Annotated in this window: 22 protein-coding genes and 9 pseudogenes; 17 read left to right on the top strand and 14 right to left on the bottom strand. The window is 68.7% G+C overall.

Annotation, left to right across the window (positions count from 1 at the left end):
* Positions 1-241: 241 nt before the first annotated feature.
* On the bottom strand, positions 242-628 hold the full coding sequence (locus AB0J02_RS35925) for a MerR family transcriptional regulator (protein WP_363198037.1): 387 nt from the start codon (positions 626-628) through the stop codon (positions 242-244).
* 196 nt (positions 629-824) lie between these two features.
* On the opposite strand from AB0J02_RS35925, the gene AB0J02_RS35920 reads away from it, so the two are divergent.
* The 4 genes and pseudogenes from AB0J02_RS35920 to AB0J02_RS35905 form a co-directional block, all read left to right on the top strand.
* The gene (locus tag AB0J02_RS35920; RefSeq protein ID WP_363198036.1) at positions 825-2054 is read left to right on the top strand and encodes an alkene reductase; all 1230 of its coding nucleotides are present in this window, start codon (positions 825-827) and stop codon (positions 2052-2054) included.
* 137 nt (positions 2055-2191) lie between these two features.
* On the top strand, positions 2192-3280 hold the full coding sequence (locus AB0J02_RS35915) for an SDR family oxidoreductase (RefSeq protein ID WP_363198035.1): 1089 nt from the start codon (positions 2192-2194) through the stop codon (positions 3278-3280).
* A 201-nt stretch (positions 3281-3481) separates the two neighbouring features.
* Positions 3482-4168: an SDR family oxidoreductase gene (locus AB0J02_RS35910; RefSeq protein ID WP_363198034.1), complete on the top strand. Its 687-nt coding sequence runs from the start codon at positions 3482-3484 to the stop codon at positions 4166-4168.
* Positions 4169-4184: 16 nt separating this feature from the next.
* Positions 4185-4370, top strand: a pseudogene (locus AB0J02_RS35905) (IS5/IS1182 family transposase); the annotation flags it as partial.
* Between the two features lie 30 nt (positions 4371-4400).
* Here the strand turns inward: AB0J02_RS35905 and AB0J02_RS35900 are convergent.
* A complete protein-coding gene (locus tag AB0J02_RS35900; protein ID WP_363198033.1) occupies positions 4401-5201 on the bottom strand; it encodes an SDR family NAD(P)-dependent oxidoreductase in 801 nt (266 codons plus the stop codon).
* On the opposite strand from AB0J02_RS35900, the pseudogene AB0J02_RS35895 reads away from it, so the two are divergent.
* Positions 5142-5297 (top strand): annotated as a pseudogene (locus AB0J02_RS35895) (transposase); the annotation flags it as partial. The gene AB0J02_RS35900 and the pseudogene AB0J02_RS35895 overlap by 60 nt on opposite strands.
* Positions 5298-5429: 132 nt before the next feature.
* Here the strand turns inward: AB0J02_RS35895 and AB0J02_RS35890 are convergent.
* Positions 5430-6362 (bottom strand): helicase associated domain-containing protein, encoded by a 933-nt coding sequence (locus tag AB0J02_RS35890; RefSeq protein ID WP_363198041.1) that lies wholly within the window; start codon positions 6360-6362, stop codon positions 5430-5432.
* 480 nt (positions 6363-6842) lie between these two features.
* Between AB0J02_RS35890 and AB0J02_RS35885 the strand changes: the two genes are divergently transcribed.
* Entirely contained in the window at positions 6843-7967 is a 1125-nt protein-coding gene (locus AB0J02_RS35885) for a hypothetical protein (RefSeq protein WP_363198032.1), read from the top strand.
* 54 nt (positions 7968-8021) lie between these two features.
* On the opposite strand, the gene AB0J02_RS35880 is transcribed toward AB0J02_RS35885, so the two are convergent.
* Positions 8022-8804, bottom strand: a complete 783-nt coding sequence (locus tag AB0J02_RS35880; RefSeq protein ID WP_363198031.1) for an IS630 family transposase — start codon at positions 8802-8804, stop codon at positions 8022-8024.
* On the opposite strand from AB0J02_RS35880, the pseudogene AB0J02_RS35875 reads away from it, so the two are divergent.
* Positions 8761-9524: pseudogene (locus tag AB0J02_RS35875) on the top strand (DUF6192 family protein). The gene AB0J02_RS35880 and the pseudogene AB0J02_RS35875 overlap by 44 nt on opposite strands.
* 2 nt (positions 9525-9526) lie before the next feature.
* Positions 9527-10015 carry a hypothetical protein gene (locus AB0J02_RS35870; RefSeq protein WP_363198030.1) on the top strand — a complete coding sequence of 163 codons (489 nt, stop codon included), beginning with the start codon at positions 9527-9529 and terminating at the stop codon, positions 10013-10015.
* 132 nt (positions 10016-10147) lie between these two features.
* Here AB0J02_RS35870 and AB0J02_RS35865 read toward each other — a convergent pair whose 3' ends face one another.
* Positions 10148-10786 (bottom strand): terpene synthase family protein, encoded by a 639-nt coding sequence (locus AB0J02_RS35865; RefSeq protein WP_363198029.1) that lies wholly within the window; start codon positions 10784-10786, stop codon positions 10148-10150.
* Between the two features lie 450 nt (positions 10787-11236).
* Here AB0J02_RS35865 and AB0J02_RS35860 point away from each other — a divergent pair, with 450 nt between their 5' ends.
* The 8 genes and pseudogenes from AB0J02_RS35860 to AB0J02_RS35825 form a co-directional block, all read left to right on the top strand.
* Positions 11237-12127: a hypothetical protein gene (locus AB0J02_RS35860; protein ID WP_363198028.1), complete on the top strand. Its 891-nt coding sequence runs from the start codon at positions 11237-11239 to the stop codon at positions 12125-12127.
* An 847-nt stretch (positions 12128-12974) separates the two neighbouring features.
* A pseudogene (locus tag AB0J02_RS35855) lies at positions 12975-13226 on the top strand (TetR-like C-terminal domain-containing protein); the annotation flags it as partial.
* Between the two features lie 9 nt (positions 13227-13235).
* The gene (locus AB0J02_RS35850) at positions 13236-13904 is read left to right on the top strand and encodes a transcriptional regulator (protein ID WP_363198027.1); all 669 of its coding nucleotides are present in this window, start codon (positions 13236-13238) and stop codon (positions 13902-13904) included.
* A 31-nt stretch (positions 13905-13935) separates the two neighbouring features.
* On the top strand, positions 13936-14424 hold the full coding sequence (locus AB0J02_RS35845; RefSeq protein WP_363198026.1) for a DUF3291 domain-containing protein: 489 nt from the start codon (positions 13936-13938) through the stop codon (positions 14422-14424).
* Positions 14425-14705: 281 nt separating this feature from the next.
* A complete protein-coding gene (locus AB0J02_RS35840) occupies positions 14706-15908 on the top strand; it encodes an FAD-dependent oxidoreductase (RefSeq protein WP_363198025.1) in 1203 nt (400 codons plus the stop codon).
* Between the two features lie 33 nt (positions 15909-15941).
* Positions 15942-16841 (top strand): RNA polymerase sigma-70 factor, encoded by a 900-nt coding sequence (locus tag AB0J02_RS35835; RefSeq protein ID WP_363198024.1) that lies wholly within the window; start codon positions 15942-15944, stop codon positions 16839-16841.
* Between the two features lie 290 nt (positions 16842-17131).
* The gene (locus tag AB0J02_RS35830; RefSeq protein ID WP_363198023.1) at positions 17132-17470 is read left to right on the top strand and encodes a hypothetical protein; all 339 of its coding nucleotides are present in this window, start codon (positions 17132-17134) and stop codon (positions 17468-17470) included.
* Between the two features lie 58 nt (positions 17471-17528).
* Positions 17529-17612, top strand: a pseudogene (locus AB0J02_RS35825) (antitermination regulator); the annotation flags it as partial.
* 47 nt (positions 17613-17659) lie between these two features.
* On the opposite strand, the gene AB0J02_RS35820 reads toward AB0J02_RS35825, so the two are convergent.
* The 7 genes and pseudogenes from AB0J02_RS35820 to AB0J02_RS35790 all read right to left on the bottom strand — a co-directional run bounded on the left by AB0J02_RS35820 (position 17660) and on the right by AB0J02_RS35790 (position 22198).
* Positions 17660-18931 (bottom strand): MFS transporter, encoded by a 1272-nt coding sequence (locus tag AB0J02_RS35820; protein ID WP_363198022.1) that lies wholly within the window; start codon positions 18929-18931, stop codon positions 17660-17662.
* Entirely contained in the window at positions 18928-19053 is a 126-nt protein-coding gene (locus tag AB0J02_RS35815; RefSeq protein WP_363198021.1) for a hypothetical protein, read from the bottom strand. Before AB0J02_RS35815 ends, AB0J02_RS35820 begins: the two co-directional genes overlap by 4 nt.
* A 303-nt stretch (positions 19054-19356) precedes the next feature.
* Entirely contained in the window at positions 19357-19623 is a 267-nt protein-coding gene (locus tag AB0J02_RS35810; protein ID WP_363198020.1) for a hypothetical protein, read from the bottom strand.
* Between the two features lie 310 nt (positions 19624-19933).
* A complete protein-coding gene (locus AB0J02_RS35805; protein ID WP_363198019.1) occupies positions 19934-20272 on the bottom strand; it encodes an inner-membrane translocator in 339 nt (112 codons plus the stop codon).
* 113 nt (positions 20273-20385) lie between these two features.
* Positions 20386-20484, bottom strand: a pseudogene (locus AB0J02_RS35800) (IS5/IS1182 family transposase); the annotation flags it as partial.
* Positions 20485-20645: 161 nt separating this feature from the next.
* Positions 20646-21132 (bottom strand): annotated as a pseudogene (locus AB0J02_RS35795) (transposase); the annotation flags it as partial.
* A 166-nt stretch (positions 21133-21298) separates the two neighbouring features.
* A complete protein-coding gene (locus AB0J02_RS35790) occupies positions 21299-22198 on the bottom strand; it encodes an NmrA/HSCARG family protein (RefSeq protein WP_363198018.1) in 900 nt (299 codons plus the stop codon).
* Positions 22199-22302: 104 nt separating this feature from the next.
* On the opposite strand from AB0J02_RS35790, the gene AB0J02_RS35785 reads away from it, so the two are divergent.
* Positions 22303-23052, top strand: coding sequence for a TetR/AcrR family transcriptional regulator (locus AB0J02_RS35785; protein ID WP_363198017.1), 750 nt, complete (start codon positions 22303-22305; stop codon positions 23050-23052).
* Positions 23053-23272: 220 nt separating this feature from the next.
* Here AB0J02_RS35785 and AB0J02_RS35780 read toward each other — a convergent pair.
* Positions 23273-24204 (bottom strand): annotated as a pseudogene (locus AB0J02_RS35780) (IS5 family transposase).
* Between the two features lie 141 nt (positions 24205-24345).
* Positions 24346-25625: pseudogene (locus AB0J02_RS35775) on the bottom strand (IS701 family transposase).
* Positions 25626-25681: the final 56 nt, after the last annotated feature.

Raw genomic sequence — 25681 nt, 5'->3', positions numbered from 1 at the left:
AGCCGCAGTCCGGTGAACGTCTCCACCCACACCCGCTCGGCCCTCAGCACTCCAGGCATACACCGGAGATGCCCGGTCCACGGCCTTGTGCAACACGCTTTAGGCAGTACCGCGGTAGTTGCTGCCTGTTGCGCTGTCGGACGTCCTCGGCTGCGAAAGCGTCTTCGACGGTGCCTTGTGGATGTGGAAGCCACCTGCTGGGACGGACAGCCGCCGCCCGGCGAGCAGCACGCGGACCGTGTTACGCCGAGGCGTGGCGCGGGTCGGCCTTCGTAGGTGTGGCGCTGCGCAGGAAGTCGCAGACGGCGTCGCGATTGCGGGTCAGCGCGGCGATGCTGGCGTCCATCTGCTCGACCTCGCGGGCCAAATTGGCGGCCAGTTCCTCGTCGACGTGCGGCCGGAGCCGGGGGCCTGAGCCTTCGAAACAGGGGACGACGATACGGATGACGCGGGTGGACAGGCCGGCGGCGAGGAGGTCGCGTACCTGCTCCACCCGTTCCACCGAGGACTCGGGGTAGGAGCGGTAGCCGTTGCCCTCGCGCTCGGGGTGCAGCAGGTCCTGTTCCTCGTAGTAGCGCAGGGTCCTGGTGGTCACGCCGGTTCGGCGCGCCAGCTCGCCGATCTTCATTGCCTCACCCTGCCCACCGCCCGAAGGCCTACGTTCACGTACATGTCAGAGTCTACGGCCCCGTGCGGGGCTGGGGTTTTCCGTCGCATCGCTCGCAGCATTTGACCTTCACGTCAACGTAAAGGTTTAGCTTCGGGAGAAGTCGGCGACACACGCCGCCCGGCGAGCACATGCACCACATCCCGGAGAGAAGACTATGCAGTACGACCGTCCCACCCTGTTCGAACCAGTCCAGCTCGGCGCACTGTCGCTGTCCAATCGCATCGTGATGCCACCGCTGACCCGCAGCCGCGCTCTGCCCGACGGCCGTCCGGGCCCCTCCGCCAAGCTGTACTACACCCAGCGCGCTTCGGCCGGGCTCATCGTCTCCGAGGGCACCGCGATCTCACCCGAGGCCATCGGCAACCCCAACATTCCCGGCCTGTGGAACGACGCGCAGGTCCAGGCGTGGAAGCCCGTCACCGACGCGGTCCACGACGCAGGCGCGGCCATCGTCACGCAGCTGTGGCACACCGGGCGTGCCTCGCATCCGAGCCTGCAGCCCGGAGGCAAGGACCCGGTCGCACCCTCCGCCATCGCGATCACCGGACTCACCTTCGCCCGCGACGGGCGCACCCCCTATGTGACGCCCCGCGCGCTGGAGACCGAGGAGATCCCCCGGATCGTCGCCCAGTACGGGCAGGCCGCGCGGAACGCACGGGCGGCCGGCTTCGACGGTGTGGAACTGCACGCCGCCAACGGTTATCTCATCGACCAGTTCCTCCAGGACAACACCAACCAGCGCACCGACCGCTACGGCGGCAGCGTCGAGAACCGCGCACGCTTCCTGCTGGAGGTCCTGGACGCGCTGATCGAAGCGGTCGGCGCGGGCCGGGTCGGCGTCCGCCTCTCCCCGAGCAGTACCTTCCAGGACATGGCCGACTCCGACCCGATCGCGCTGTTCGGCTACGTCATCGACGCACTCGCCGAGCGAGACCTTGCCTACCTGCATCTGGTCGAGCCGGGGATCTTCGGCGACAACTCGGAGACCACGCAGCGGCCGGCCGACAGCATCGACAGTGCCTGGGTCCGCAAGCGCTACCCGGGACGCGTCATCGCCACCGGCGGCTACGACCGGCAGCGAGCACTGGACGTGGTGGGCGACGGCAACGCCGACGCCGTGGCCTTCGGCCGCGCCTTCATCGCCAACCCCGACCTGCCTCAGCGCCTGAGGACCGACGCCGAGCTGAACGAGGCCGACCGGGCGACCTTCTACGGCGGCGACGACCACGGTTACACCGACTACCCCTCCCTGGAAGCCGAGCGCCTCCTCGCCGCTCTGCGCGAGGGACGCTCCGAGCCGGTTCCCGGCCCGGAGCTCACCGCCGAGACGCCGCTGCAGCAGTGGCAGCTGGCCTGGGCCCAGCAGAGGGCGTCCGGGAACTGACCCGTTCACCCTTGCGCCCCGCACCGGCCCACCACGCCGGCCCCGCTCCACAGCCCTTCCGTACAGCCTTTCCGTGCGTACAGCCCTTCCGTGCGTACAACCCTTCCGTACGCCGGGAGGATGCGAGGAGAAGAAGCATGAACACAGCAGCAAGCACCCCGCGGCGAGCCGCCCTGGTGGTAGGCGGTACCGGGATCGCGGGCCGAGCCCTGTGCCGGGAACTGACGGCACAGGGCTGGCGCACCGCAGGCCTGTCCCGGAGCGTGTCCGCCCCGCGGGACGGCGTCGACGCCCTACGGGCGGATCTGACCGATGCGGAGTCAGTGCGCGAGGCTCTGGCCGGGCTGACTCCCACGCACGTCTTCTTCACGGCGTGGAGCCGCCGCCCGACCGAGGCGGAGAACATCACCGTCAACGCCGCCATGGTCCGTAACGTCCTGGACGCGGTGGGCCCGTCCGGGCACCTGCGGCACGTGGCGCTGGTCACCGGTCTCAAGCACTACGTGGGTCCCTTCGAGGCGTACGGCACCGGCGCGACCCGGGACACGCCCTTCCACGAGGACGAACCCCGCCTGGACACCCCGAATTTCTACTACGCCCAGGAAGACGAACTGTGGCAGGCCGCCGAGCGTTGCCGGTTCACCTGGAGCGTCCACCGCTCGCACACCATCATCGGGCACGCGCTGGGCAACGCCATGAACCTCGGCCAGACCCTGGCCGCCCAGGCAGCCCTGTGCCGCGCCGAAGGACTTCCCTTCGTATTTCCCGGCAACGAGGTGCAATGGCACGGCATCACCGACATGACCGACGCCGGCCTTCTGGCCCGCCAGATGATCTGGGCCGCCACGGCCGAGAATCTGCCCAGCCAGGCATACAACACCGCCAACGGAGACGTCTTCCGCTGGCGCTGGATGTGGCCGCGGATCGCGGAGCTGCTCGGCGTCGAGCCGGAGGGCTACGCCGAGCGGCCACGCCCGCTGGAGGAGCAGATGGCCGGCAAGGCCGAGGCATGGCGCAGGCTGGCAGAGCGCGAAGGCCTGGCCGAGGCCGACCTCGGCCGGGTGGCGTCCTGGTGGCACACCGACAGCGACCTCAACCGTCCCGTCGAGTGCTTCACCGACATGGCCCGCAGCCGCAGCGCCGGATTCACCGACTACGCCGACACCCTCGCCTCGTTCACCGAACTGGTCGCCACCCTGCGCGAGGAACGGGTGATCCCCGCCTGACCCCGATCGGGCCCCTTGGCTCAGGGACTCTCGATGACAAGGCTGATGCGGCCGTCTCACACTGCCGACTTTGCCCCGTTCCAGGATGCTTGGAGAAGAATTACCCCGAGCATAGATATCTCGCCCCATGCGGGAGCCGCCGATTCCGACGGCCCGGTCGGCGGGCCTCGACCTCAAAGCCGGTATACAAGGAGGCACCCCATGTCAGACGCGAAGCGCGTAGTCATCCTCGGCGGCCACGGCAAGGTCGCACTGCTCACCGCACCCAGGCTCACGAGCGCGGGCTGTTCCGTCGACTCGGTCATCCGTGATCCCGCCCAGAGTGCCGAGGTCGAAGCCGCGGGAGGCAATCCCGTCGTCCTCGACGTCGAGCAGGCGGGCGTCGAGGAGCTCTCGAAAGCCTTCGACGGCGCGCAGGCCGTGGTGTTCGCCGCCGGTGCGGGTGGCGGCAGCCCCACGCGCACCAACAACGTGGACTACGAGGCCGCCGTCCGCTCGATGGCGGCGGCCAAGGCGGCGGGCATCAAGCGCTTCGTCATGGTGTCCTACGCGGGAGCGGGGCACGACTGCGAAAAACTCGACCCGGACGACTCCTTCTACGCCTACGCGAAGGCCAAGCACGACGCCGACGCCCACCTGAGGCAGACCGAACTCGACTTCACCATCCTCGGACCCGGGAAGCTCACCCTCGAACCGGCGACGGGCACGATCCAGCTCGCGGACCCCGACGGCACGATCGGCGGCCGGCAGCCGGGCGACGATGAGGCCCACACCTCCCGGGACAACGTCGCCGAGGTCATCACCCACGTCATCACCGCGAACGCCGGGATCCGGCAGACCGTGATCTTCTACGACGGCCGCACACCGATTCCCGAGGCGATCCGGTGAGCCGCCACGCGTGACCGGGTCGTCGCCGATCGACCGTGGGCCTTCGGGCAACAAGCATCACTTGATCGCCGACCGGTGCGATACGCCGCTCGCGGTATCACTGACCGGCGGAAACCCGCACGATGTCACCCAGCCGACTCCCTCGCTCGACGTCCTTGCCCGCAACTACGACCGACGCGGGCGACCTCGGCTCCGGCCCAAGTGACTGTTCGCCGACCGCGGCTACGACGGTCTACTGACGGCCCGGCAGCGTGGCGAGTGCCTGGGAGCGCTGGGCGACCAGCTTGTCGTAGGTTCCGTCACGCTCGGCCCACCGGTGCATGTGCACGGCCTTCACGAGGATCTCGTGCGGTGTGGGCCCGGCTTGGAGGAGGCCGAAAACCTTGGTCGCGTAGTCGGCCGGCCCGAGGGCGTTGGGGTTGCTCTGCGCCTGTTCCGGCGTTGTGGCGACGGCCGGGGGGACGAGCTCGGAGACCTCGACGCCGGTGCCGTCCAACTGTGCGCACAGCGCCTCGGAGTAGGCGTGCACTGCGGCCTTCGAGGCGGCGTAGGTGGGCATGACCGGGAACGGCAGGAACCCGATGCCCGAGGTGACCGTGATGATGGTTCCGGCGCCGCGCGCGATGAGGTGTGGGGTGAAGGCGTCGATGACGCGGATGGTGCCGCCGAGGAGATTGACGTCGATGGTCTGCTCCGCAGCGCTGAAGCGCCCGGGATCGCGCAGGTCCTCTCGGATCATGATTCCGGCCATCGTCACGATCGTGTCCAGGTTCGGGTGGCTGTGGAGGATCGTCTCGCGGGCCCGGCCGACGCTCGCCTGGTCGGTCACGTCGACGGCGACGGTGTCGAATCCCTCGGCGGCGATCTGGTCGAGCAAAGCTGTTCGCCGGCCGCCGACGATGACGGTGCTGCCCGCCGCGGCGAAGACCAACTCGCCGGGCGGGCACGACGCCGCGAACGACGATGCGGCTTTGACAGGGCTGTCTACCGGCGCCGCAACGTCGTCGAACGCTGCTTCAACCGCCTCAAGCACTGGCGCGGCATCGCCACCCGCTACGACAAGACCGCGGCCTCGTTCGAAGCCGCGGTCACCCTCGCATCAACGCTCCTCTGGCTCCGCCCACTTTGAAGACACGCCATAGGGCCGCGACGCGGCTCGACGCGTCCGGAGCCTGGACGAACACGCGCGGCCGCGCGTTCTCGCGCTTCCTCGCGCTCTTGGCTGAGGTGATTGGTATGGAATCCGAACATATTGTTCGGCTCACGTATGGATCTGGGCCGTCCTCCGAACTGGGCGACCCGAAGAGCCGCTTTGCCGCGCTGTGTTGGCGAGGAACATCCCCAGCACCACCGGCACTCCGTCACCATCGCTCTCTGCGCAGTGCGCCGCGCGCCCGGCTTCCGGGAGCGGGATGACCTCTGCATGCTTCCTGGGTACTTGCAGGTGTCCTTTCCGGTCGTGGAAGCGGCGTGCGGCGGTCAGGTTGAGGTTCCACTTGTCGTCCTGACTCCGGCGGACCGGCCGTTCGTCCTCTCCGGTTTCTTCCACCCCCAGGACGCTTTCCAGCAGCCACTGCTGCGCGGGTCCGAGCTTGTCCCACCCCAACCGCTGCGCCTGCACCCAGGTGCCGAGGTCTTCGCCCTGCACGACCAGGACGCCGGCCTGACGGGGGAGGGTGCCGTCGGCGTCGAGGTGGTTTTTGGCGAGCCGGTAACAGCGCTGCCAGGCGGTATTCCACGCCGGGGCCCAGCCTGGGTCGATCGCGTCCAGGGCGTCCTGACGGCTCTCGGCCAGCCCCCAGGCGCCCGGCGCCACCGGCATGCCCTGTTCGTGCGCGGACGCGGCTTCTACGGCCTGCCGGGCGCCGGCGCGCTGGTTCTTCAGCCACACCCCGACCGGGAACCCGCCCGCGCGCACCGCGCTGACCGGGGCCAGCAAATGCCCGTGCTCCTCCGCCCAGGCACGGGCGGCGCGCAGGCCCTCGTCGAACGCGCTCTCGTGAGCGCTCCAGACCATGCCCAGCGCGTCCAACTGCCGTACCCGCTCGGCCTCGAGGAGTTCGGCGTTGTAGTACTTGCGCTGATCCGTGATCCAGAATCCGAGCGGAAACCGCGCCGGGGCCCAGTCGTCCGGCGTCACATACCGCTGCGGTACCTGCAGCACCTGGCTGTCGGTCTCTTTGAGGTACTGGATGCAGGCCTGGATGCCGCGGCGCTAGTGTCCTGCGCCGGAGATTCGTCGGCAGAAGCGGGCGAGGGAGATCTAGGTGATGCCCTCACGGGCCCGACGCACGAGCCCGACGGAGTTCGCGCAGCCGACGTGGCGCGGGGCTCCATCTCCGCGAGGCTGCCCTGCTCCCCGAACGCGTGTACCCGACAGATAACCTCCTCGGACCGTCGACGGCGGCGGGGAGGCGGTCCGCCACCGTTGCCCAACGCCTCGGTTGCCCGGCCGTGGGGCCGCGCGAATCGCCAGGACAGCCCCGAGAGGAAGGACGAGATGCCGGACGAACCGGAGAGCACCGGGCCGGAAGCTCCAGGGATGGAGAGCACCGGGCCGGAGAGCTCCAAGATGGTCGACTCTGGGCCGGCGGCCCCCGAGGTGGATGGGCCCCTACGACAGGCCCCCGCCCCCCGGCCTTCCGCGCCGGAGCGCCCGGGCCGGATGCGTCGGTTGTCCCGTAGCCGGAGTGGCATCGCTGTCATCGGCGCGCTCGTCGGGGCGCTGCTGGGGTCAGGCGTCATGGCGTGGCGCTCCGATGAACTGCCCTTCGTGGCGCGGGACGTGTGCTGGGGTTCGCTCTCGCCCGATGTCGAGCACGCGCTGTTCTCGGACACGGACGTCCGCAGCCGTGAGCTGCCGCTGCGCCGGGCCACAGAGGACCACATGCACACGGAGTGCAGCATGCAGGGGTTCGGGGCCGACGAGCTGGAGTCGGAGGTCACGGCGTCGGTGCGGACGCTGGGCGGGTTGCGGGGCGCGCAGGCATGGAGCTGGACCGAGGAGTACCTCTCCTCCCGTATGACGCCGCTCGGTGGGGGGATCACCGGCATGGCTTCCTCCACCCGGGCTTGGGTGGCGCTCCCCGCGAGCTGTGAGGAACGATCGTACGAGCCGGGCGAGAAGCCGCCGTTGCGGGTGGTCACCCTCGCCTCGGACGAGGCTGACCCCGAGGGCCAGAACGAGGTCGACGCGCGGCGGGGCCTCGACGCGATGTCCCGCGCGGTCGTGCGGTTGGCCAACGGGGTCATGGAGCGATACGGCTGCGACGGCCCGTACTCCGACCCGCCGAAGCTCCGCCGCGCCCCGGAGGGCAACGAGCTGCCGGACGTCGACGCCGACCGGCTCTGCGGGATCCAGGGCGTCCGACTGCCCAGGTGGGCTCAGGGGCCCGAGGCGGAGGTCGTAGGCACCACGCCGGGCACGGAGCCAGGCGCGTCCCCCGCGGACGGAATACGGGCGTGCGACGTGCGCCAGCCGTTCGGCCCGAACAGGCTCCGGCTGATGACCGTGGCGGAGCCGGAGCTGGCCGGCGTGGTCTCCCGGGTGCTCGGAAACCGGGCCACGCGTCTGGGTGGTGACGGGCAGGGCGCCTACGCGGGCGGCCTGAGCGTCTACACGGCGGACTGCCGGTCCGGGCGGGTCGCGTTCGTGGCGTATGAGCCGGGGAAGGAAAGCGAGTCGCACGACGACAAGTCACTCGCCCTTGCCGTTCTGCCGTCGTACGTCAAGGCGGAGGCGAAGCGCGTCGGCTGCGGCGAGATGAACGTGAAGGTGCCCAGCAACCCCGCGCCGTGAGGATGGCGGTTCGGAAGGGCAGCGGCCGCGGGCCCCGATTCAGCCTGGGTCTGACTAGGGCCCTGCGTCGGAGATCAATTGGCAGAAGCGGGCAAGAGAGTCGAGGATCTCTTCGGCTGTCTTGGTCCAGGTGAACGGGGTCGGGTTCGCGTTCCACTGCTTGCCCCAAGCTCGGATGTCGGCTTCCAGGGAACGCCCACTCTTGTGGGCACCGCGGCGGATTTTCTGGTCCGCGAGGAAGCCGAACCATCGCTCGACCTGGTTGATCCACGAAGAGCCGGTAGGTGTGAAGTGCAGGTGGAACCGCGGGTGTCTGGCCAGCCATGTCCTGATGGCCGGGGTCTTGTGGGTGCCGTAGTTGTCGCAGATCAAGTGAACCTGCAGGTGCCCGGGGACCTCGTTGTCGATCCTGATGAGGAACCTCTTGGACTCCGCGGCCCGGTGCCGGCGGTGGAGCGAGGTGATGACTTCACCGGTTGTGACGTCGAAGGCCGCGAACAAGGTGGTCAGAGCCTGTCCGTGAACCCTTGATCGGGAAGCTTTGGCCTCTGGTTGTTGTGGATTGGCGAGGGGGCGACCCTTGGGTTGTGGGGCCGGGGCTTGTCGTCGGCAGGAGGAGTGCCGCGCCCCGGTCGGTAGGGGGCGGTCATGCCCGAGGTGGGACACGTGAGTCGGCAGCGGTACGAGGAGATCGTGGCCGAGCTGCGGGAAGTGGTGAACGAGGAGTCCAGGGGCCGTTGGCTGGTGGGTGATCGGGCATTGGAGATCGAGCCGATGCGGCCGCCAGGCGGTGATGCCGGGTGAAGTGCTGCTGTCGGTGCGCGAATCGCTGTTCATGCTGGCCGAGGATGTCGGGCTGAACTACCGGACGGTGGAGTCGCGGCGGTGGACTGCCGCGCACTGGCCGCTCAAGAAGCGCCGGGCGGACGTCTCGTACACGATCCACCGGACCCTGGCGCATATCGAGGACGAAGACGAACGGTTCGCCGCGATCCACCGCCCGCCTCCGCATCCGCGTACCGGGCTGCGTATGTGGACGCCGGACCAGGCCAGCCGGCGGGTGGGACATCAGGTGGCTCAGCCCGTCTCACCCCAGGAGAAGATCAACGCGATCCACACTCTGGCCCGGGATGAAGAGGTGGCGTCCAAAGTCACCACCGACATGTTGAGGCGCCCGGATGTCGCGTTTCGGGCAATGTGTGACGACACAGGCCGCCATCAGGTCAACCACGCCCAGGTCGAGCAGTCCCGGCAGATCCGCGAAGCGCACGAGCGGGAGCTGACCGGCGCTTCCGAGCCCCCGCTTGCACCCACGGTCCGCAAGGTCACCCACGCCCTGGAGTTGCTGGAACTGGTCTCCGGCTGCCACGCGTTCGTCGCCAAGGCCGGCCGCATCGTTCCGCAGCTGCGCGGACGCCACCTGACCGACGACGAGAAAAGCGTCCTGGGCCGAACGTGTCGCAGGTGCGGGCCACCTGCGACTGGATCGAGCACGCCGTATCGACCGGCGACGTCGACATGGACGAGGCCCTGGCCCGCCTGCTGCGAGGCGAATAACGATGGTCCGCCGGTCGCGGCACAAAGGCGACGCGGCGATCCACCACGCCGAGGCCCTGCGCGCCACGCTCATGGAGGCCCGGCCCGCAGGACTGGAAATGCCGCAACTCATGCGCTCCACCGAGCGCACCCAGAGCCAGGTCCGCTCCGGACTGGCCATGCTGCGCGACTTGATCGCCGGCCAGGGGGTGCTGCCGCTGCGCTACTCGTGTTCCGACGGCTACCAGTTCACCTCCGACCCCCTGGAACTCCAGGAGTGCGAGGCAGGGATGGTTCACCAGAAGCTCACCGAGATCCGCCGCCTGCTCCCTGCGCGGCTGGATCCGCCAGGCCGAGGCCGATGCCGGCGAGCGCGACGACCGGCTCACCACCGACGAGCGAGCCGAGCTTGCGGCCCTGCGCAGGAGGTCGGACTGATGGTGGTGCGGTCGTGGTGGAGGGTGACGGTGCCGGTGTGCAGGCCGTTCCAGGCGGTGGCGCTGCCGTTGTAGCGGGTGGTCGTGCGGCTCCAGCGCAAGTTGCCCGAGCACATGGTGCCCAGGGGGTCGAGGTAGTGGTGGACAGCGGTGTCGGGGTAGCGGCCGCCGATCGTATCGGATACCTGCGCGAACGCGCGATCGGCCTCAGTGATCAGTCGGCGGACCTCGTCGGCGGCGTCGGGCAGGAGGCCGCCGTTGCGATACCGGAATCATGACGGCGTTGAAGATTTCACCGCCGAAGGCTTCGGTGCGCGGGGAGAACAGGTCGTTGACCGGCATGATGTGGCGGATGATCGCCTCGCGTGCGGTGGTGAAGTCGGGGTCGGTATCGAGAAGGTCAGTGAGGTCCAGGTCCAGGACGTCTTCGACGGCGATCTGGTAGATGCGCATGGCGATGGTGTAGCTGTGTGCCCGCAGGTAGCTGTTCAGGTCGGGGACTTGAAGGCTCTTGCGGTATTCCAGCTCTTCCAGGGTGGCGGCGAACCACGTGCGCCACTCGGCCAGGAACCGGTCGTAGACGCGTGGCGGCCTGTTGCGTTCGAAGGTGTCGAACGGATCGGCGAACGCCCGGCCGCAGGGCTGGCTGGAGGCCCGCCATTCAGCGACGATGTCGCCGAACATGCCGTTGTTCAGCAGCGAGAGGTCATCGACCTCGAAGAGCAGCGCGGTCATCCTGCTCGTGTGGAATACCCGCTCGGCCAGCGCTGGCGCGGGAAAAATCATTGCGTCCCATGCCGGGTAGCAGTGCTCCAGCAGGCGCTGCCGCGCCTGTTCGTCGGCCATGGGCAGGTACTTGCCGGTCCAAAGAGTGCTGCGCTCGTAGATCGTGGGGTATTCCGAGTGGATGCGTGTCTGCGGGGTGCAGGCCACCTCGCCCAGGTGGAAGCGGGCCCCGGGGGTGACATGAAACGACGAAGGGTGCGGATCCTTTGAAGTGATGCTCGACTCGGCGTGGCTTGCGGGTCAGTGCTGATCGTCGTGCCCGGGGCGTCTACTCAGGAGTTGGTTGGCAGCTCAACGACACGATGCGGGACGGGCCCTTTCCGCACTGCGAGTTGGCTGCCAAGCGCACTGCCCGTCGCGCTGAGGAGGCAGGAACTACCGGGCGGCTGGCGAGCCGTAAGCTCCCCTCGCGGACCCGTCGCGGTCACTCGAACCACGATCGATCCTGCGTTGCCCTGGCAGTACGCGGCGGCGAATCCGTGTGACACATTCGCGGGAGAGGACAGAGGCATGACGACGCAGGTTGTCCGGGCGCAACAGGAGCGGCCGGCCGGTCCCGGACAGGCCCTGGGACGTGGCACCGGGTTGCGGATTGTGCTCCTTGTGCTGGGCGCGCTCACGGTCTGGGCGGCAGGCGTGGCCAGCACCCTGCTCTATCAGCGAGCCACCACCCCGGACACCTCCGCCGTCGACGCGCAGGCAGCCAGTCTCGCCGAGAATCTCCGTGCAGACCTGAACGTGGGTTTCTACTCCGGTGGACGCACCTATGGGGGACAGTTCACACAAGGCACGCTCGTGGCCCAGGTCGAGACTCACGGCGGCGCTCTGCTGAGCCTGGACACCGGGCAGCGCCGCTCCGCCAGCACCGTTCACACGGCAGAGGTGATGCTGGGGCTGGTACCCCCCAGCGTGGGAACCGTCGCCGTGAACGCCTATCCCGTCCGTTGCTACCACTACACGTTCGGCTTCGGCGAACACAGCGTGAAATACAGCGCCATGCCCTGTCCGGATGCGCGGACCGATGGCAAGCCGGGAAGCCTGACCGCTCAGTTGGGTGCACTCCTCACGCGGCAGCCCACCAGCGTCAACGCCTACCGAGCGATGGCGACTTCAGGCTATGCGCACACGACCCAAGGGGCCCTGGACTTCCTCAAGGAGAAGAAGCTGATCACCGCGAGCGACACGGTGAGCAACGTTGTCGGCGAGGCCCAGGGAGCCGCCGTGTACGCCACCGCCCTGCGAATCAACGGCGTCTGCCACTACCTCCGCCTGGACTCCTCGCCCACCGCGTCCGGTCTGATCCCCCTGTGGGCCGCGCCCGCCGAGCAGAACACGTGCGACGCGAGCCAGGCCCTGGCCGCCACCGCCCTGTACGGGATCGACCCGGCAAAGGCTGGATGACGCGCCCTTGAAGACAGCCGCCGACCAGGCCTGCGGCGAACCGTCCCAGGCTCTCCACCCGCGCGCTGACGCGATCGCCGTCCACAACTCGGCATCGGCTTCCTCCGGCCCGGCCGGTCCGCTCCGTCCTCCAGGCGCGCGGTGCGGGAGTGATCCGAACACCCCGATCACGTCGACGTACCGGCTGTTTCCTTTCTAAGGATCCGCACCCGTCTGACTTCGCCAACTGAGACGTCCTCCTACGCCCTCCCGGCAGCGACTCCTCAACGCTCGCACCACCGGCATACTGGCAACGCTGCGCGCTTGATGGGGTGTCGCTCATGCCCGCAAGCGGGGGGTGGACACCGTCGGCCGGGCCTGAATCCGCCGGATGTGTGGAGTGCGCCTGGACCTCATTGACCGGGCCGTGGCCGGGCCGGGGCCTGCTTCGTTGCTCATCGCGTGACGATCGAAGCAGCAGCCCTGCGCGCGTATGCCGGGCATATGGGCAGGACCCGCCGGACCATGGCCTCCAGGGACTGTGTGTCTGCCCCCTGGACGTCCCGCCCGCGCGGCCTCTCCCACCGGCCATCCGGTACGTGATGCTCGCTCTCGCCTCGTGCACCATCGTCATCGGATTACTCTGCGCCATGCCGTAGGCAGCCCCCGCGCGGGGGCCCGGCGGGGGAGCCGCCGCCGAGTAATCCTGTCAGCACCCCCAGTTCAGATGCCGGCATGTCCGAAGTCCCGGCCCGGAAGCGGGTTCGTTGCGTGCGCGGAACTCATCTTCCTCCGCAGGGAGCGGTGTCCGCAGCTCGTGCGGGCAACTGCCGTCTGCGGTACGGGGCCGGGTTTTCGGTCGGGCCGGCGCTGCGCCCAGTGCGAGATCCTCGTCGAGTGTGCGGTCGAGCGCGGCGAACTCCCCGCGCAACACACGGATGCGCGGAGCCTGCTGGTGGCCGCCACGGCGCCGGTCTACCACCATGTGGTCCTGCAGCGTGCCGAGCCTGACCCGCGGCTCCCGGAGCGGTCGGCCGTGGCGGCGGTGCTGGCGGCCGCCGCGGGCCTTCTCCGCCGGCTGAGCGCGAGTCCTTCTACCTCCAATCTCTGTTGTTCATAGAATGGCCGGGTGGAGGACATCAACGCGATCGCGGCCCTGCAGGACTCGGTGCGGCGTCGTCTGTACGAGTACGTGGTGGCGCAGGGCCGCGAGGTCGGCCGCAATGAGGCGGCCGAGGCGGTCGGGGTGGCGCGCACGCTGGCTGCGCACCATCTGGACAAGCTGACGGAGGTCGGACTGCTGGAAAGCGGCAGTCGCCGCCTGACGGGCCGTTCGGGGCCGGGGGCGGGTCGCCCCGCCAAGGTGTACACGCTCGGCCGGACCGAGCGGTCGGTGTCGCTGCCGGCCCGCGACTACCGCACGGTCGCAGAACTGCTCGCCGAAGCCGCTGAACAAGCGGGCCTCGACGCCCGGCTGTTCACGACGGCCCGCCACCGGGGCGAGGCCGACCGCGGATCCGCGGCGCCCTGCGGGGGCCTGGAGGAGGCCATGGAGACGCTGGCTGCCCGGGGCTATGCACCGCACCTGGAAAGCGTCGAGGACACAGGCCCACGCGTCGTGCGTATGCGCAACTGCCCTTTCCGTCTGGTGGCCGACCGCTTCCCGCCGCTCGTCTGCGGTATGAACCTGGCGCTATTGGAGGGGCTGCTCGGCGGCGGGCAGGTCGCGGCCCGGATGGACGCCCGGCCGGGGGAGTGCTGCGTAGTGATCGAAGAGTCTAAAAACAACATTGATTGACATAGAAAAGGGGTCCATGCTGGGATGAGGCATGACCTCACTCCAACACGCCTTCCACCTGGCCGAGTTGAACGTCGTCACCCTGCGCCACGCCTTCGACGACCCGCGCATGGCGCACTTCGTCGAGCAGCTCAACCCGATCAACGCCGCCGCCGACAGCGCACCCGGCTTCGTGTGGCGGCTCGTGGCGGACGGGGAGGACGACGCCACCGGCCTGCGCCCGGCGGGCGAGGACGTCGTCGTGAACCTCTCGGTATGGGAGACCCAGGAAGCCCTGTGGGACTTCACCTACCGCAGCGGGCACCTGGAAGTGATGCGGCGGCGACGCGAATGGTTCGACCGGCACCTCCAGGCCCACCTGGTCCTCTGGTGGGTCCCCGCCGGGCACATTCCCGCAGTCGACGAGGCACTGGACCGGCTGGCGACCCTACGGGCCGACGGACCGTCCCCGCGCGCGTTCACCTTCGCCTCCTCCTACACGGCAGTGGAGGCTGCTGGCCCCCTCCCGGCAACATCATGATCACCATGACGGCCGGCGCGGTACGGCAGCCGGGGAGACCAGCCAGGGCCGTTGAGGTGTGGCAGCGCGCGCCGCGACCACCACAAGCAGGCCTCAGCCGGTCCTGACGTCATCCGGGACCAGTCCGGGGCGGGCGGCGACATCGATTCCGGCCGCCCCGGGGGCGGCCGGAGTTCGCCCGGACGCCCACGCAGGCAAAGTGAACTGGGTCACATGCTGTCACGGGGGTCGCGCAGGTGGTGTCTTGAGCTCGAACCGCTCGAAACGAGGGAGGCATCATCATGGTGGAGAACACCAACGTGGTTGTGGTGGGCGGCGGGTACGCCGGCGTCATGGCGGCCAATCGCCTGACGCAGCACAACGACGTGACCGTGACACTGATCAACCCGCGCCCCACCTTCGTCCACCGGGTCCGCCTGCACCAGCTGGTGGGCGGGACCGACGCCGCTGTCGTCGACTACCAGGAGGTCCTTGCGGAGGGAGTGCGGCTGGTGGTCGACAGCGTGACGCGGATCGACGCGGCCGGGCGGGGTGTGGAGCTGGCGAGCGGCGCTGCGCTCGGCTACGACTACCTGGTCTACGCGGTGGGCAGTGGCAGCGCCGACCCGCAGGTGCCCGGGGCGGCCGAGTTCGCCTACCCGATCGCCGGCCTGGAGGAGGCGCAGCGGCTGCTGCCGGTCCTCGACGCCGCGCCCGCATCGGCCGCGGTGACGGTCGTTGGAGCCGGTCCGACTGGCATCGAGACCGCCGCCGAGCTGGCGGAGCAGAGCCGCAGCGTGACCCTGGTCTGCGGTGGGGTACTCGGTCCGTACTTGCACCGGCGGGGGCGGCGGTCGGTGGCCGGGCGGCTGGCGGCGCTCGGGGTGAAGGTCATAGAAGGGGCTGCCGCGAACGTGACGGCGGTGACGCGTGACGCGGTGCGGCTCGCCGACGGCCGAGAGCTGCCCAGTACGGTGACCATCTGGACTGCAGGCTTCGGCGTGCCGGACCTGGCCTCCCGCAGTGCGCTGCGTACCGACGTCCTGGGCCGCCTGCTCACGGACGAGACGCTGACGAGCGTGGATGACGACCGCATCGTCGCGGCCGGAGACTCGGCGGCGCCGTCGGGCCTGCCGCTGCGGATGAGCTGCCAGACCGCGATGCCGCTGGGCGCGCGGGCCGCCGACACGGTGCTCAGCCGGTTGGCTGGGGAACGGCCCGAGCCCCTCAACCAGTCGTTCGGAGCGCAGTGCATCAGCCTGGGCCGGGGCACCGGCATCTTCCAGTTCGGTAACCGGTCCGATGTCGCGGTGTGGTTCCACATCAACGGTCGCCTCGGCGCGAAGATGAAGGAAGGCGTGTGCAAGGGCATCGTGAAGCACCTGGCCGATGAGGCGCACAAGCCCGGCGGGTACAGCCTGCACCGCATGAAGGGAGGCGCCGGACGCCGCGAGGCGCTGGAGGCCGTACGCGCCGAGGCACCGGCCATCGAACGGATTTCATAGATTCGAGGCGGCCGAGGGGGAGATGATCGACGCATGAGTGATGATCACGCACTTGACCGGGCGACCGAGATCTTCGTTGCCCAGCGCAACCTGCTCTTCACCGTCGCGTACGAGATGCTCGGCTCTGCGGCCGATGCCGAGGACGTCGTGCAGGAGACCTGGCTGCGGTGGGTCGACGTCGACCTCGGGCAGGTGCGCGACCAGCGCGCGTACCTGGTCCGGATCACGACACGGCAGGCGCTCAACCGGCTGCGCACGATGTCCCGGCGCAAGGAGTCATACGTCGGCCCGTGGCTGCCGGAGCCGCTGCTGACCTCGCCGGACGTGGCCCAGGACGTCGAACTCGCCGAGAGCGTGTCGACGGCGGTGATGCTGGTCCTGGAGACGTTGTCACCGACCGAGCGGGCCGTTTTCGTACTGCGCGAAGTCTTCGACGTCGGCTACGACGAGATCGCGGCAGCGGTCGACAAGACCCCGGCAGCTGTCCGCCAGATCGCGCACCGTGCCCGCCGGCACGTGGACGCCCGGCGCCCGCGCACGGTGGTTTCCCAGCGCCAGACGCGGGCGGCCGTGGAGTCGTTCGTGCGGGCACTGGAGGGCGGGGACCTGCAGGGGTTTCTCGACGTGCTCGCGCCCGACGTCGTCTACATGGGCGACGGTGGCGGGGTGAAGCACGCTGCGCTGCGGCCGATCGTCGGCGCCGACAAGGTGGCCCGCCTCCTGGCCGGCGGCTTCGGCAGGAACACGATCCCGATCACCTTCGGCCCCACCATGGTCAACGGCAGCCCGGCGCTGTCGGTCCACCTGAACGGTGAACTGGACAGCATCATCACCGCCCACGTAGAGGCAGGCCGCATCACCGGCCTCTACGCCGTCCGCAACCCTGAAAAGCTGTCCCGCATCGCATCCGAGACTCCACTCACCCTGCGATGAACTCCCATCGCGAGCCGGCGACTTGAGAATCAGACGCAGCCCCGGGCCTCCTGCGGCTCACCTCGCCTGACACCACATCGCCTGTTCAAGGGCGGTAAGTGACTCGACGACCGCCAGGCGCTGAGGCCAGAGGGGTGCGCAGGCAGGGCCGGTTCGGACTTCCCTGGGGAGTCGTCGCCGTCGAGACAGCCGGCCACGGCGGTAGCGGTCGGCAGGTTGATGCGGGCGTGGCCGAGTTTCTTGTGCAAAGAATCATCAACTCGTTCTGACTCTAGAGAAAGATCACGGGCATGGAAATCCTTCGGTATGTGTTCCTTGTCTTCCACCTCTTCGGGTTCGCCGCGCTCATGGGTGGCCTCTTCTTCCAACTGAGAGGGAAGGACCCGGTGGCCGGCAGTTACATGCTGAGCAGCGCGGTCGTCCAACTGGTCACCGGCGCGGGACTCATCTGGGCCCGAATATCCCTCAACCTGCCGGTAGCTGAGGCGAAGATGGGAGTGAAACTGGCCCTGGACGTCCTGGTGGCAGTGACCGCCCTGGTCGGCATGCGCAACAAGCGACCGTGGGCTTTCTACGCTGTGGGGTTGTTCACAGCGGCCGCAGCAGTCGTGGCCGTCGCATGGAAGTAGTGGCCCAGCGGGCCCGACCGCGTATTCGGGGGGCGACTCGCCAATGGCCGAGGTCAGTGAGACCGCTGATTGGTTGTGCGCCACGCACGCTGCGGTCGCCTTCGCCGCTGCCCGCGACCACGCTCAGATGCAGCAGGCCGTCGAGTTCCGCTTTGGGAAGCTGTGGTGGAGAGGAGAAGAGGGAATGGGTCAGGTTGCAGTAGTGGCGGAGGAATCCGCTGTGACGCTCCCCTCCGGACCGGAAGCCGAGGCATGGAGATTTCGCACAGTCGGCAACATCAGTACGACGGAATTGGCGATAACCTGCCAGCCGACACCGACGGCCAACACGAGGCCGATGCTGGTGAATTCGGCCAGCGGACCGGCGAGGGCGAGCCCTATTGGTCCTACCGAGTAGGCGCCGAAGGTCACGTACGACATCACCCGGGACAGGCTGTCCGCGGGAACGTGCTGCTGGATCGTCGTCATCCAGAGGCTGTTGAACACCGCGCTCGACACACCGGCCGCGAGCGCGGCAACGCACACCGTCCACAGCGGAGCGGAGAGGGCGAGGGCTGCTGAGGGCGCCGCCCACAGGAACGTGATCAGCGTGGTCACGACCAGTGGCCGGGACGGCCGCCGACCGAGCAGCAGCAGGCCACCGAGCAAGGAACCGGCGCCGAAAGTTCCGACGATCAGGCCCCATGCCTCGGATCCGCCGTAGTCGCGGTCCGCCGAGACGGGCCCGAGCACCAGGTAGGGCGCCCAGACGATCAGGTTGAAGAGAGTGAATTGGAGCGTGACGGCCCACAGCCAGGCGTAGGCCGTGAAAGCCCGCCACCCGGCTCGTAGTTCGGCCACCATGGAGCTGTTGCCGAGGCCAGGAGCCCGGTTGCCGACCCGCAGCATGAGCAGAGCTCCGATGCTGATCAGGTAACTGAGGGCGTCCACCAGCAGGACGGCGGCCGCGGATATGACCGCGACCAGTACGCCCGCGAGGGCCGGCCCCGCCACGCTCGCGACCGAATAGGCCATCCCGAGCAGCGAGTTGGCTTCGGGCAGCCGGTCCTTCGGGGCGATCTCCGGGACCAGACCGTCGAACGAGGGCCGGAACAGGGCCTCGCCGACACCACCGCAGGAGGCGAGCGCGAGGACTGCCCAAAGCGGTGCGGGGCCGGCCAGGAACAGCACCGCCAGGGTGCCCTGACTGAGGGCGCGGACAGAGTCGGCCGCCAGCATCACCCGGCGGCGCGGCAGCCGGTCGCCGAGCACGCCGGCGCCCAGGAGGAACAGCACCATCGGGGCGATACGGGCGGCCAGCACGAGGCTCAGATCAGTGAGCGACCCCCCGTTGTGCAGAATCGCGAAGGAAAGCGCCACGGACGCCATGGAGGTGCCGAGGTTGGACGTGACGTAGCCGACGAAAAAGACAGAGAACTCGCGGTCGCGAAAGACAACGAAACGCTGCTGGAACTCCGTCAACGGCTGACACCGTCCGCCGTTTGAAAGGAACTCTGCCGGGCGACCGCCGTCTGCGCCGACGGATCCAGCGTCGGCACCAACACCCGCCGCTCCTTCAACTGCCGGGCCGCCTCGACTGCCATCAGCGCCTTTCCTGAACCGGTCGCCGAGATGACCTGCGCTCGGGACCCTTCCACTGACTTATGTCTATCAGTCGCTTCCTGAAGAGCCCTCATCGATTCTGACTGCCGTAACCCGTAGCAGCTCACAAGCGCGGGGTCGCCCCTCAAGGGATGACCCCGCGCAGTATGTACCCGGCGCGCCCCCTCTGGGTGAGGACCAACCTCGGTCGTCGACGTATGGACGGGCCCGGCGTTGGAGCACAGGCGGGAGCTCAGAGCAGGCTTTTTCGCTTGCTGCGTGAGACGTAGCCGAGGGCCCAAGGCTCAGTTCGCTTCGTACACCCGGGGCATCTCTATGTGCCGGACGTTCTCACCCTGGATGGTCTCGGAGGGGGCTCGGTTCGTGATGACCCGCGTGCCCGTAGCTTGGGCGGCATGTCCGAGGTCCTGGAGGACGGATTTGATGACGTTGGCGTCGATGCCGTGCTGATAGGTGTTGTCGAGCATCAGGAGACCGGGGAAGGCGCACTCTTCGTTCACGTCATTTGCCAGGAAGAGGCTGGCGCAGCTGGAGGCGAGGAAGAACAGCACGCGTAGCTCTGCGCCGAGGATTCGGTTCCAGGGGCGGGTTCCGCCGTAGAAGGTGAGGTCACCGTCGCTGATGGTGACGTTCCCGTTGACCCATCTGTCCGCGGTACTGCCCCAGGAAGGAGTTCATGCGGTCTGTGAAAAGGGCGCACCCGTCGGCGCGTGCAGGACCGACGGCGTGATGCCGGGCTGATGGGCGGTGATGCTGTCGGCCTGCTGAGCTGACGCGACAGACTGAGCGGTTTCCAACCTCAGTGCCTGTGCCAGATTCTCCTATTCCAAGGCGCCTCCGATGGCTGTGACTACATCTGAGTCAGGGCCAGGACCCCAGCGTGAGGATAGCCAGGAAAACGCAGAGCGTGAGCTGCACCGTCCCGACAACGCGGTGCCCGATCCGCAGCAGCACGACGGCCGTTACGCCGACCGCCAGGGTTAGGGCGCCGTAGCCCAGCACTGGCGCCCAGTCCAGGGGCGGCATGCTGGTCGGTGTCTGTCCGGACCTGGCGTCCTTCCGGCCCAGTCCCCGGACGGCGAGCACGATGCCGACCAGCAGCCCGGCCGCCACGTCCGCCACCAGGACGAGGAGCAGGAGACAACCTGCGGTGAGGGCACCCTCTCCGCTGGAGGGCTGCTTGTCGGCAAGTTCGGGCATGACTCAACGATCGCCCGGAGTCCGCCCTTGCGAACGGTTCGTCGCCGACTCGCAACCCAGGCGTAGTCCGTTCTTCATGGGTCTGTCCGGTCCCGGCGACCTCTCATAGGCACTCAGTTTGGGCAGGCCAGGTAGAGGGTGAGGACGGCCTGAACAAGGCCGGTGATGCGAGGGGTGGAGCACCGTAGCTTGCGCAGGAGCCGCCAGGTCTTTCCCGGCCAGTACGTCGGCCAGCCGCGGTCGTTGGAAATGATCGCTGTCTGTGTTGCCTCACCGCGCGGTACACATGGCCGGGCTTCTTGGTCGTACGGCTTCGCCGTTGCGCCAGGCGTGGGGAGGGGAAGGTTTTCTCGGTGTACCGCTTCGCTGCTTGCTTGGTCGCGAAGGCGGCGTTCTCGTTGAGCCCCGCGGCCTGGCCGCGGTCCGGGCCGCGGTCCGGACCGCACGTCCATGAGCGCGGGGAAGTGGAGTAAAGCTCCCGGTCCACCGCCGCGTGCCCGCGCTCGTCGGCGTAGACCAGGTAGACGGCGACCTGGGAGTTCTCGATCCGCCCGGCGGTGCCGGTGTACTGGCGTTGGACCCGACGGTGCCGGTGCCCTTCTTCACGTCACCGGTCTCGTCGACGACCAGCACTGCGGCATCGTCGTGGAGGTGTTCGACGATGTTTCGCGCACGTCGTCGCGGACGGCCTCGGCGTCCCAGGCGGCCCGGCACAGCAGGTGCTGCATGCCGTGCGGGCCGGCTTCTCCGGCCCACTCGGCGATCGTCCAGCAGTTCTTGCGCGGCAGGTCCGACCGCAGACCCAGCGCCAACCGGCCAGCCCGCAGCCGGGTTCGACCCGCGTCGAACCGGCCCGCAATACGCCCCCATAGCCACCTCGAACGCCCCCGCCAACGCGCGGGATCTATGCTGTGACCTGCGGCCAACGTCTCTTCGTCAGTCCACACAACTCACGATGATCAACGGTGGCTGCAGCCGTCGAGGCACCGGCCCCGACCAGCAAGATCACGACCAGCAGCTGGAGCGCTAGGCGGTTTCGAGGAGTCGCTTCCGCATCAGGGCGGCGCTGGATTCGGTGAGCCAGTCCGCGAGCGTACGCAGTCCGGGGTGGATTATGCGCAGCGCCTCGATGTCGGCGTGCCAGCGTGATCCGGCTGCCCAGCGCTCCCGGACCTGGGCGATTTCGGGGTTGAGTGCGGCGGCCTCGGCGTGGGTGATCTGCTCGTAGCGCACCGCGGTACCAGTGGCCTCGCTGATTGCGGCAACTGCCTCGGCCGGGGTGGGGGCGTCCCCGGCCAGCTCCAGACTCCGCCCCGCGAACCGGTCTGGCTGGTCGAAGGCCAGCGCGGCGAATTCGGCGATGTCCTCCACCGCGATGAGCTGTACAGGTTCGTCCGGCGGGAAGATGTGCCGGTGCACGCCGTGGACGATGCCGTCGAGACCGAGGGGTGTCGAACCGAGATAGTTCGACATGAAACGCACCGGGCGCAGCACGGTCACTGACCGGATCCGCTCACGCAGGTGGTCCTCGATGCGTTTCTTCCCCTCGGAGCCACCTGGACGGCCCGGCGTGGACGCGATGCCCGTGAACACGGCGTGCTCGATCCCCACGGTGGCTGCGGCATCGATCAGTGCCCGGCCGCGGGCGATTTCCCGCTCCGCGTCGGAGCCGGCCGGCCCGAACGCCACGGGCGGTACGGCGAACAGTGCTGCTGCTCCCTCCAGCGCGGCAGGCAGAGTCGACGGGTCGTCGAAGTCGCCGCGGACGAGCTGGGCCCCGGCGGTTTCGAGTGCCTTGGCTGCGGGAGCGGTCGTGTCCCGCACAAGGGCGCGCACCGGTCTGCCGGCCGCCAGGAGCCGGTGTGCGGTGGCGCCGCCCTGCCGGCCGGTCGCACCGGTCACGACGATCAAGCGGTCAGTGGTCATGTCGTCCTCCGCCCCGGGATGGTCGGTGGGCACGGCGGGTTGGGCCCGGGGTCGATGTGGAATGCTGCACCCGGTTGAGTCCGACGGACAAGGGATTACGTGACATGGCCGCACCTCCCCAGGACCTCGGCCGGGCCGATGCCCGCCGCAACCGCACGAAGGTGCTCGCCGCTGCTTCGCGGGCGTTCGACGAGCACGGCCTGGACGTCTCGCTGGGCGTGATCGCACGGCAGGCGGGGGTCGGCGCCGGCACCGTGTACCGGCACTTCCCCAGCAAGGAGATCCTGCTGGAGGCCGTACTCGTCCAGCAGGTCGACGACCGGGTGGACGCAGCTCGACGGTGGGCGGCCCGCACTGACCCTGTCGCGGCATTCTTCGGCTTCCTCCTGGAGGTTGTCGACACCTCCCACGGACGCAAGCACGCGTGCGACGCCCTGACCACGGAAACGAGCTGGCCGCGCCCGGGCCTGGCCGCGTCGGCGCGACGGTTCCGTCAGGCACTCGACGAACTGCTCCGCGCAGCCCAGCAGGCCGGCGGGGTCCGCACCGATGTCAGTGCGGACGACGTCGCCGCGCTCACTGTCGGGTGCGCAACGATATGGGCCGCACACCGGTACCGGAACGGCGGCACCCGCATGGTGCGGCTGACGCTGGAGAGCCTGCGGAATCCCGCATCCGTCACGGAAGGGCGGGGATTTCGTGACGTGCCCGGCACGCTTCACGCGGTGCCCCGGTGCGAGGAGTGCGGGACCCGGCTCGAGGCCCGGGCCACCGGCCGCCCAGCCCGCTACTGCGGAGCGACCTGCCGACAGCGAGCACGTCGCCGCCGCCTCGGACCGGCGACGATTTCCTAACAACCTCGTGCACGATACGAGCGGTCGCCGCATCCGCACAGGTCAACGGCTCGGTCCTCGCGGCGGCACAAGCAGCTGACCTGCAGCGATTCTTATCGTGCACGAGGTCGTCAGGGCTAGCAGAGAATTAACTTGTGGGTTTTGAGTCTTGAAACGTCAGGCCAGCGCGCTGACCGTCCGCATGTTGTTCCCCTGCGAGCCCTGGGCGCTGTTTCTCGGATCATGTGCGGAGCCAGATGATGAGTGCTGCGAGGGTGACGGTGCCGAGGTAGATGTAGGCCCGCTTCTCGTAGCGGGTGGCGACAGCGCGGAAGCCCTTCAGACGGTTGATGGCTCGTTCGACGGTGTTGCGTTTCTTGTAGTGCCTGCTGCCGGATCCCGTCGGCCGGCCGCCCCGGGAGCCGCGGTTCAGTCGGTGCCTGCGCCGGTCACGCCGCTCGGGGATGGTGTGGGCGATGCCGCGTCGTCGCAGGTAGCGGCGGTTGCTGCGAGATGTGTAGGCCTTGTCGGCCAGGACGCGGTCAGGACGAGAACGCGGCCGCCCGACTCCGATGCGGGGAACGGCTATCTGCCGCAGTAGCGGCTCGAGTTGGGGGCCGTCACCGTAGTGACCGGGGGTCAGCAGGAGGGCGAGGGGCCGACACCGTCCGTCGGCGGCGAGGTGGATTTTGGTGGTGAGGCCGCCGCGGGAACGTCCCAGGCATTCGCCGAGGCGGCCACTTCCTCCAGCCGGACGGCCAGTCTTCGCAGCACCGGATCGACCTGGTTCGTCCCCGCGCGAGCCCCCTTTTGAGAAGCTGCGGGTGGCGGTGTCTTACGGGCGCCGGCAGCATGCTGATGGGCTCGCACCGCGGTGGAGTCCAGTGACACGTCCCAGTCGACCTGGCCCGCCGCGTCCTCGGCGGCCTGGATCTGCGTCAGCAGCATCTTCCAGGTGCCGTCCGCCGACCAGCGACGATGGCGTTTGTAGACGGTCTCCCAGGGCCCGAACCGTTCGGGCAGGTCCCGCCACTGCACGCCGGTCCGCACCCGGTAGAGCACCCCGTTGATCACCCGCCGGTGATCACTCCACCGGCCTCCACGCATCCCGCCCGGAGGTAGAAACGACTCCAGCCGATCCCACTCCGCGTTCGTTAAATCGCCACGGCCCATTCCTCCAGCCTGACGTCAACAACCCTGTCACGTCAGAGGATCCGAGAAACAGCGCCTAGGTCTGCCGCGATCTTGTGCGTTCGCGCAGGTAGGCGCGTGGCAGAGGGCGTTGGCAGACGGTGCAGGTGCCGGTCCAGCACCTCAGCAAGTCCTGGAGAGCATCGAGGGCTTGATAGAGGGTGCGCCCGGCGCGGGGGCTTTTGGGGAGAGTCGCTGCTCGGTGAGGAAAGCGTGGGCCCCGGTGGCCAGCGTGACGTGATGATGCCATCCCGGCCAGGACCGTCCCTCGAAATGGTCCAGGCCCAGGCCGTGCTTGAGTTCCCGGTAGTCGTGCTCGATGCGCCAGCGCGCCCTGGCCCGGCGGGCCAATTCAGTGAGAGCGGTGTCAGCGGGCAAGTTCGAGAACCAATATTCGGTGGGCTCATCGGCATCGTCAGGCCACTCAGCGAGGAGCCACAGATCGGGCGGCACGCCGTCCCACCAGCCCAGCTCCGAGGAGGCCCGGGATTTGAGGGGCCGCTCGATGGCTTTGCCTGCCGGCCGGACGCGGATCGCGGCGAAGCGGGAGCGCATCGGTCCGCGGGTCCCTTGTCGCCACGTCACCTTGGCGAGCGCCGCGCGTCCCAGGCCGGCCGCGTGAGCGGCCAAAGACGGTGCGGGTTGGCGGTAGCGGGGTTGCGGCCAGCAGCCGTTGATCCCTTTGCGTGGCGGTGCTGTGGGGGTCGCCGTGAAGGGATGGGCCGTGACATCGGAACGAACGGAAAGCACGTAGTGCAGACCGCGTTCGTCGAGCGCAGCCCGGAATCGTGCGTTGGTTCCGTAGACGGCATCGGCCACGATCACCCGTGGGGTCAGGTCCCAGGCGGCGAGTTCGTCGAGGATGTCCAGGGCGAGCAGCCATTTCTCCCGGTGCCCGACGCCCTCGGGAACGTGTGCCTTGGCCCGCCGTTCCTCGTCGTCCGCCCACTCCGTGGGCAGGAACAGGCGCCATTGCATCGGACACGACGCCGTGGCGGAGACGACGTGCACACTCACCGCGACCCGGCAGTTGGCCCGTTTCCCCAAGGCTCCGCAGTACTGAGGAGCCACCCCGACCGACATTCGGCCGTCCTTCGGTATCGACACGTCATCGATCGCCAGGCATCCGGGGCGAGTGACGCCGCCACGCGTTCGGCGACCCGGCGTCCGACCGGCAGAGGGTCCCAGGGCGACTGGTTCACGAACTGCTGAAGATTCTGCTCGTTGCCGTCCGGCAGTCGAGAAGCCATCGCCTGGATCGACTTGCGTCGTCCATCCAGCATCAGCCCGCGCAGATAGCAGTCTGCTTTATCTCGTTGGTCCCGCCTGGGCACCGAGGCGAATACGTCCCTGACGAACTCCGCCAAGTCAGCTCGCAGGCCCTCCACTTGTCCGATGTCCACACGCCCAACATGCTCCTGACCAGACCGAACCAGAAGACTTAACGGAGTCCTATTAA

The sequence above is a fragment of the Streptomyces sp. NPDC050264 genome, assembly GCF_040655895.1.
Taxonomy (GTDB): Bacteria; Actinomycetota; Actinomycetes; order Streptomycetales; family Streptomycetaceae; genus Streptomyces.
Note: the sequence above shows the minus strand (reverse complement) of the source record. Positions and strands in the feature narration are given on the sequence as shown.

Coding starts and splice junctions, on each gene's coding strand:
- AB0J02_RS35925 (WP_363198037.1), bottom strand. CDS start 628: ATGAAGATCGGCGAGCTGGCGCGCCGAACCGGCGTGACCACCAGGACC.
- AB0J02_RS35920 (WP_363198036.1), top strand. CDS start 825: ATGCAGTACGACCGTCCCACCCTGTTCGAACCAGTCCAGCTCGGCGCA.
- AB0J02_RS35915 (WP_363198035.1), top strand. CDS start 2,192: ATGAACACAGCAGCAAGCACCCCGCGGCGAGCCGCCCTGGTGGTAGGC.
- AB0J02_RS35910 (WP_363198034.1), top strand. CDS start 3,482: ATGTCAGACGCGAAGCGCGTAGTCATCCTCGGCGGCCACGGCAAGGTC.
- AB0J02_RS35880 (WP_363198031.1), bottom strand. CDS start 8,804: ATGAACAGCGATTCGCGCACCGACAGCAGCACTTCACCCGGCATCACC.
- AB0J02_RS35870 (WP_363198030.1), top strand. CDS start 9,527: ATGGTCCGCCGGTCGCGGCACAAAGGCGACGCGGCGATCCACCACGCC.
- AB0J02_RS35865 (WP_363198029.1), bottom strand. CDS start 10,786: ATGGCCGACGAACAGGCGCGGCAGCGCCTGCTGGAGCACTGCTACCCG.
- AB0J02_RS35860 (WP_363198028.1), top strand. CDS start 11,237: ATGACGACGCAGGTTGTCCGGGCGCAACAGGAGCGGCCGGCCGGTCCC.
- AB0J02_RS35845 (WP_363198026.1), top strand. CDS start 13,936: ATGACCTCACTCCAACACGCCTTCCACCTGGCCGAGTTGAACGTCGTC.
- AB0J02_RS35840 (WP_363198025.1), top strand. CDS start 14,706: ATGGTGGAGAACACCAACGTGGTTGTGGTGGGCGGCGGGTACGCCGGC.
- AB0J02_RS35835 (WP_363198024.1), top strand. CDS start 15,942: ATGAGTGATGATCACGCACTTGACCGGGCGACCGAGATCTTCGTTGCC.
- AB0J02_RS35830 (WP_363198023.1), top strand. CDS start 17,132: ATGGAAATCCTTCGGTATGTGTTCCTTGTCTTCCACCTCTTCGGGTTC.
- AB0J02_RS35815 (WP_363198021.1), bottom strand. CDS start 19,053: ATGGCAGTCGAGGCGGCCCGGCAGTTGAAGGAGCGGCGGGTGTTGGTG.
- AB0J02_RS35805 (WP_363198019.1), bottom strand. CDS start 20,272: ATGCCCGAACTTGCCGACAAGCAGCCCTCCAGCGGAGAGGGTGCCCTC.
- AB0J02_RS35790 (WP_363198018.1), bottom strand. CDS start 22,198: ATGACCACTGACCGCTTGATCGTCGTGACCGGTGCGACCGGCCGGCAG.
- AB0J02_RS35785 (WP_363198017.1), top strand. CDS start 22,303: ATGGCCGCACCTCCCCAGGACCTCGGCCGGGCCGATGCCCGCCGCAAC.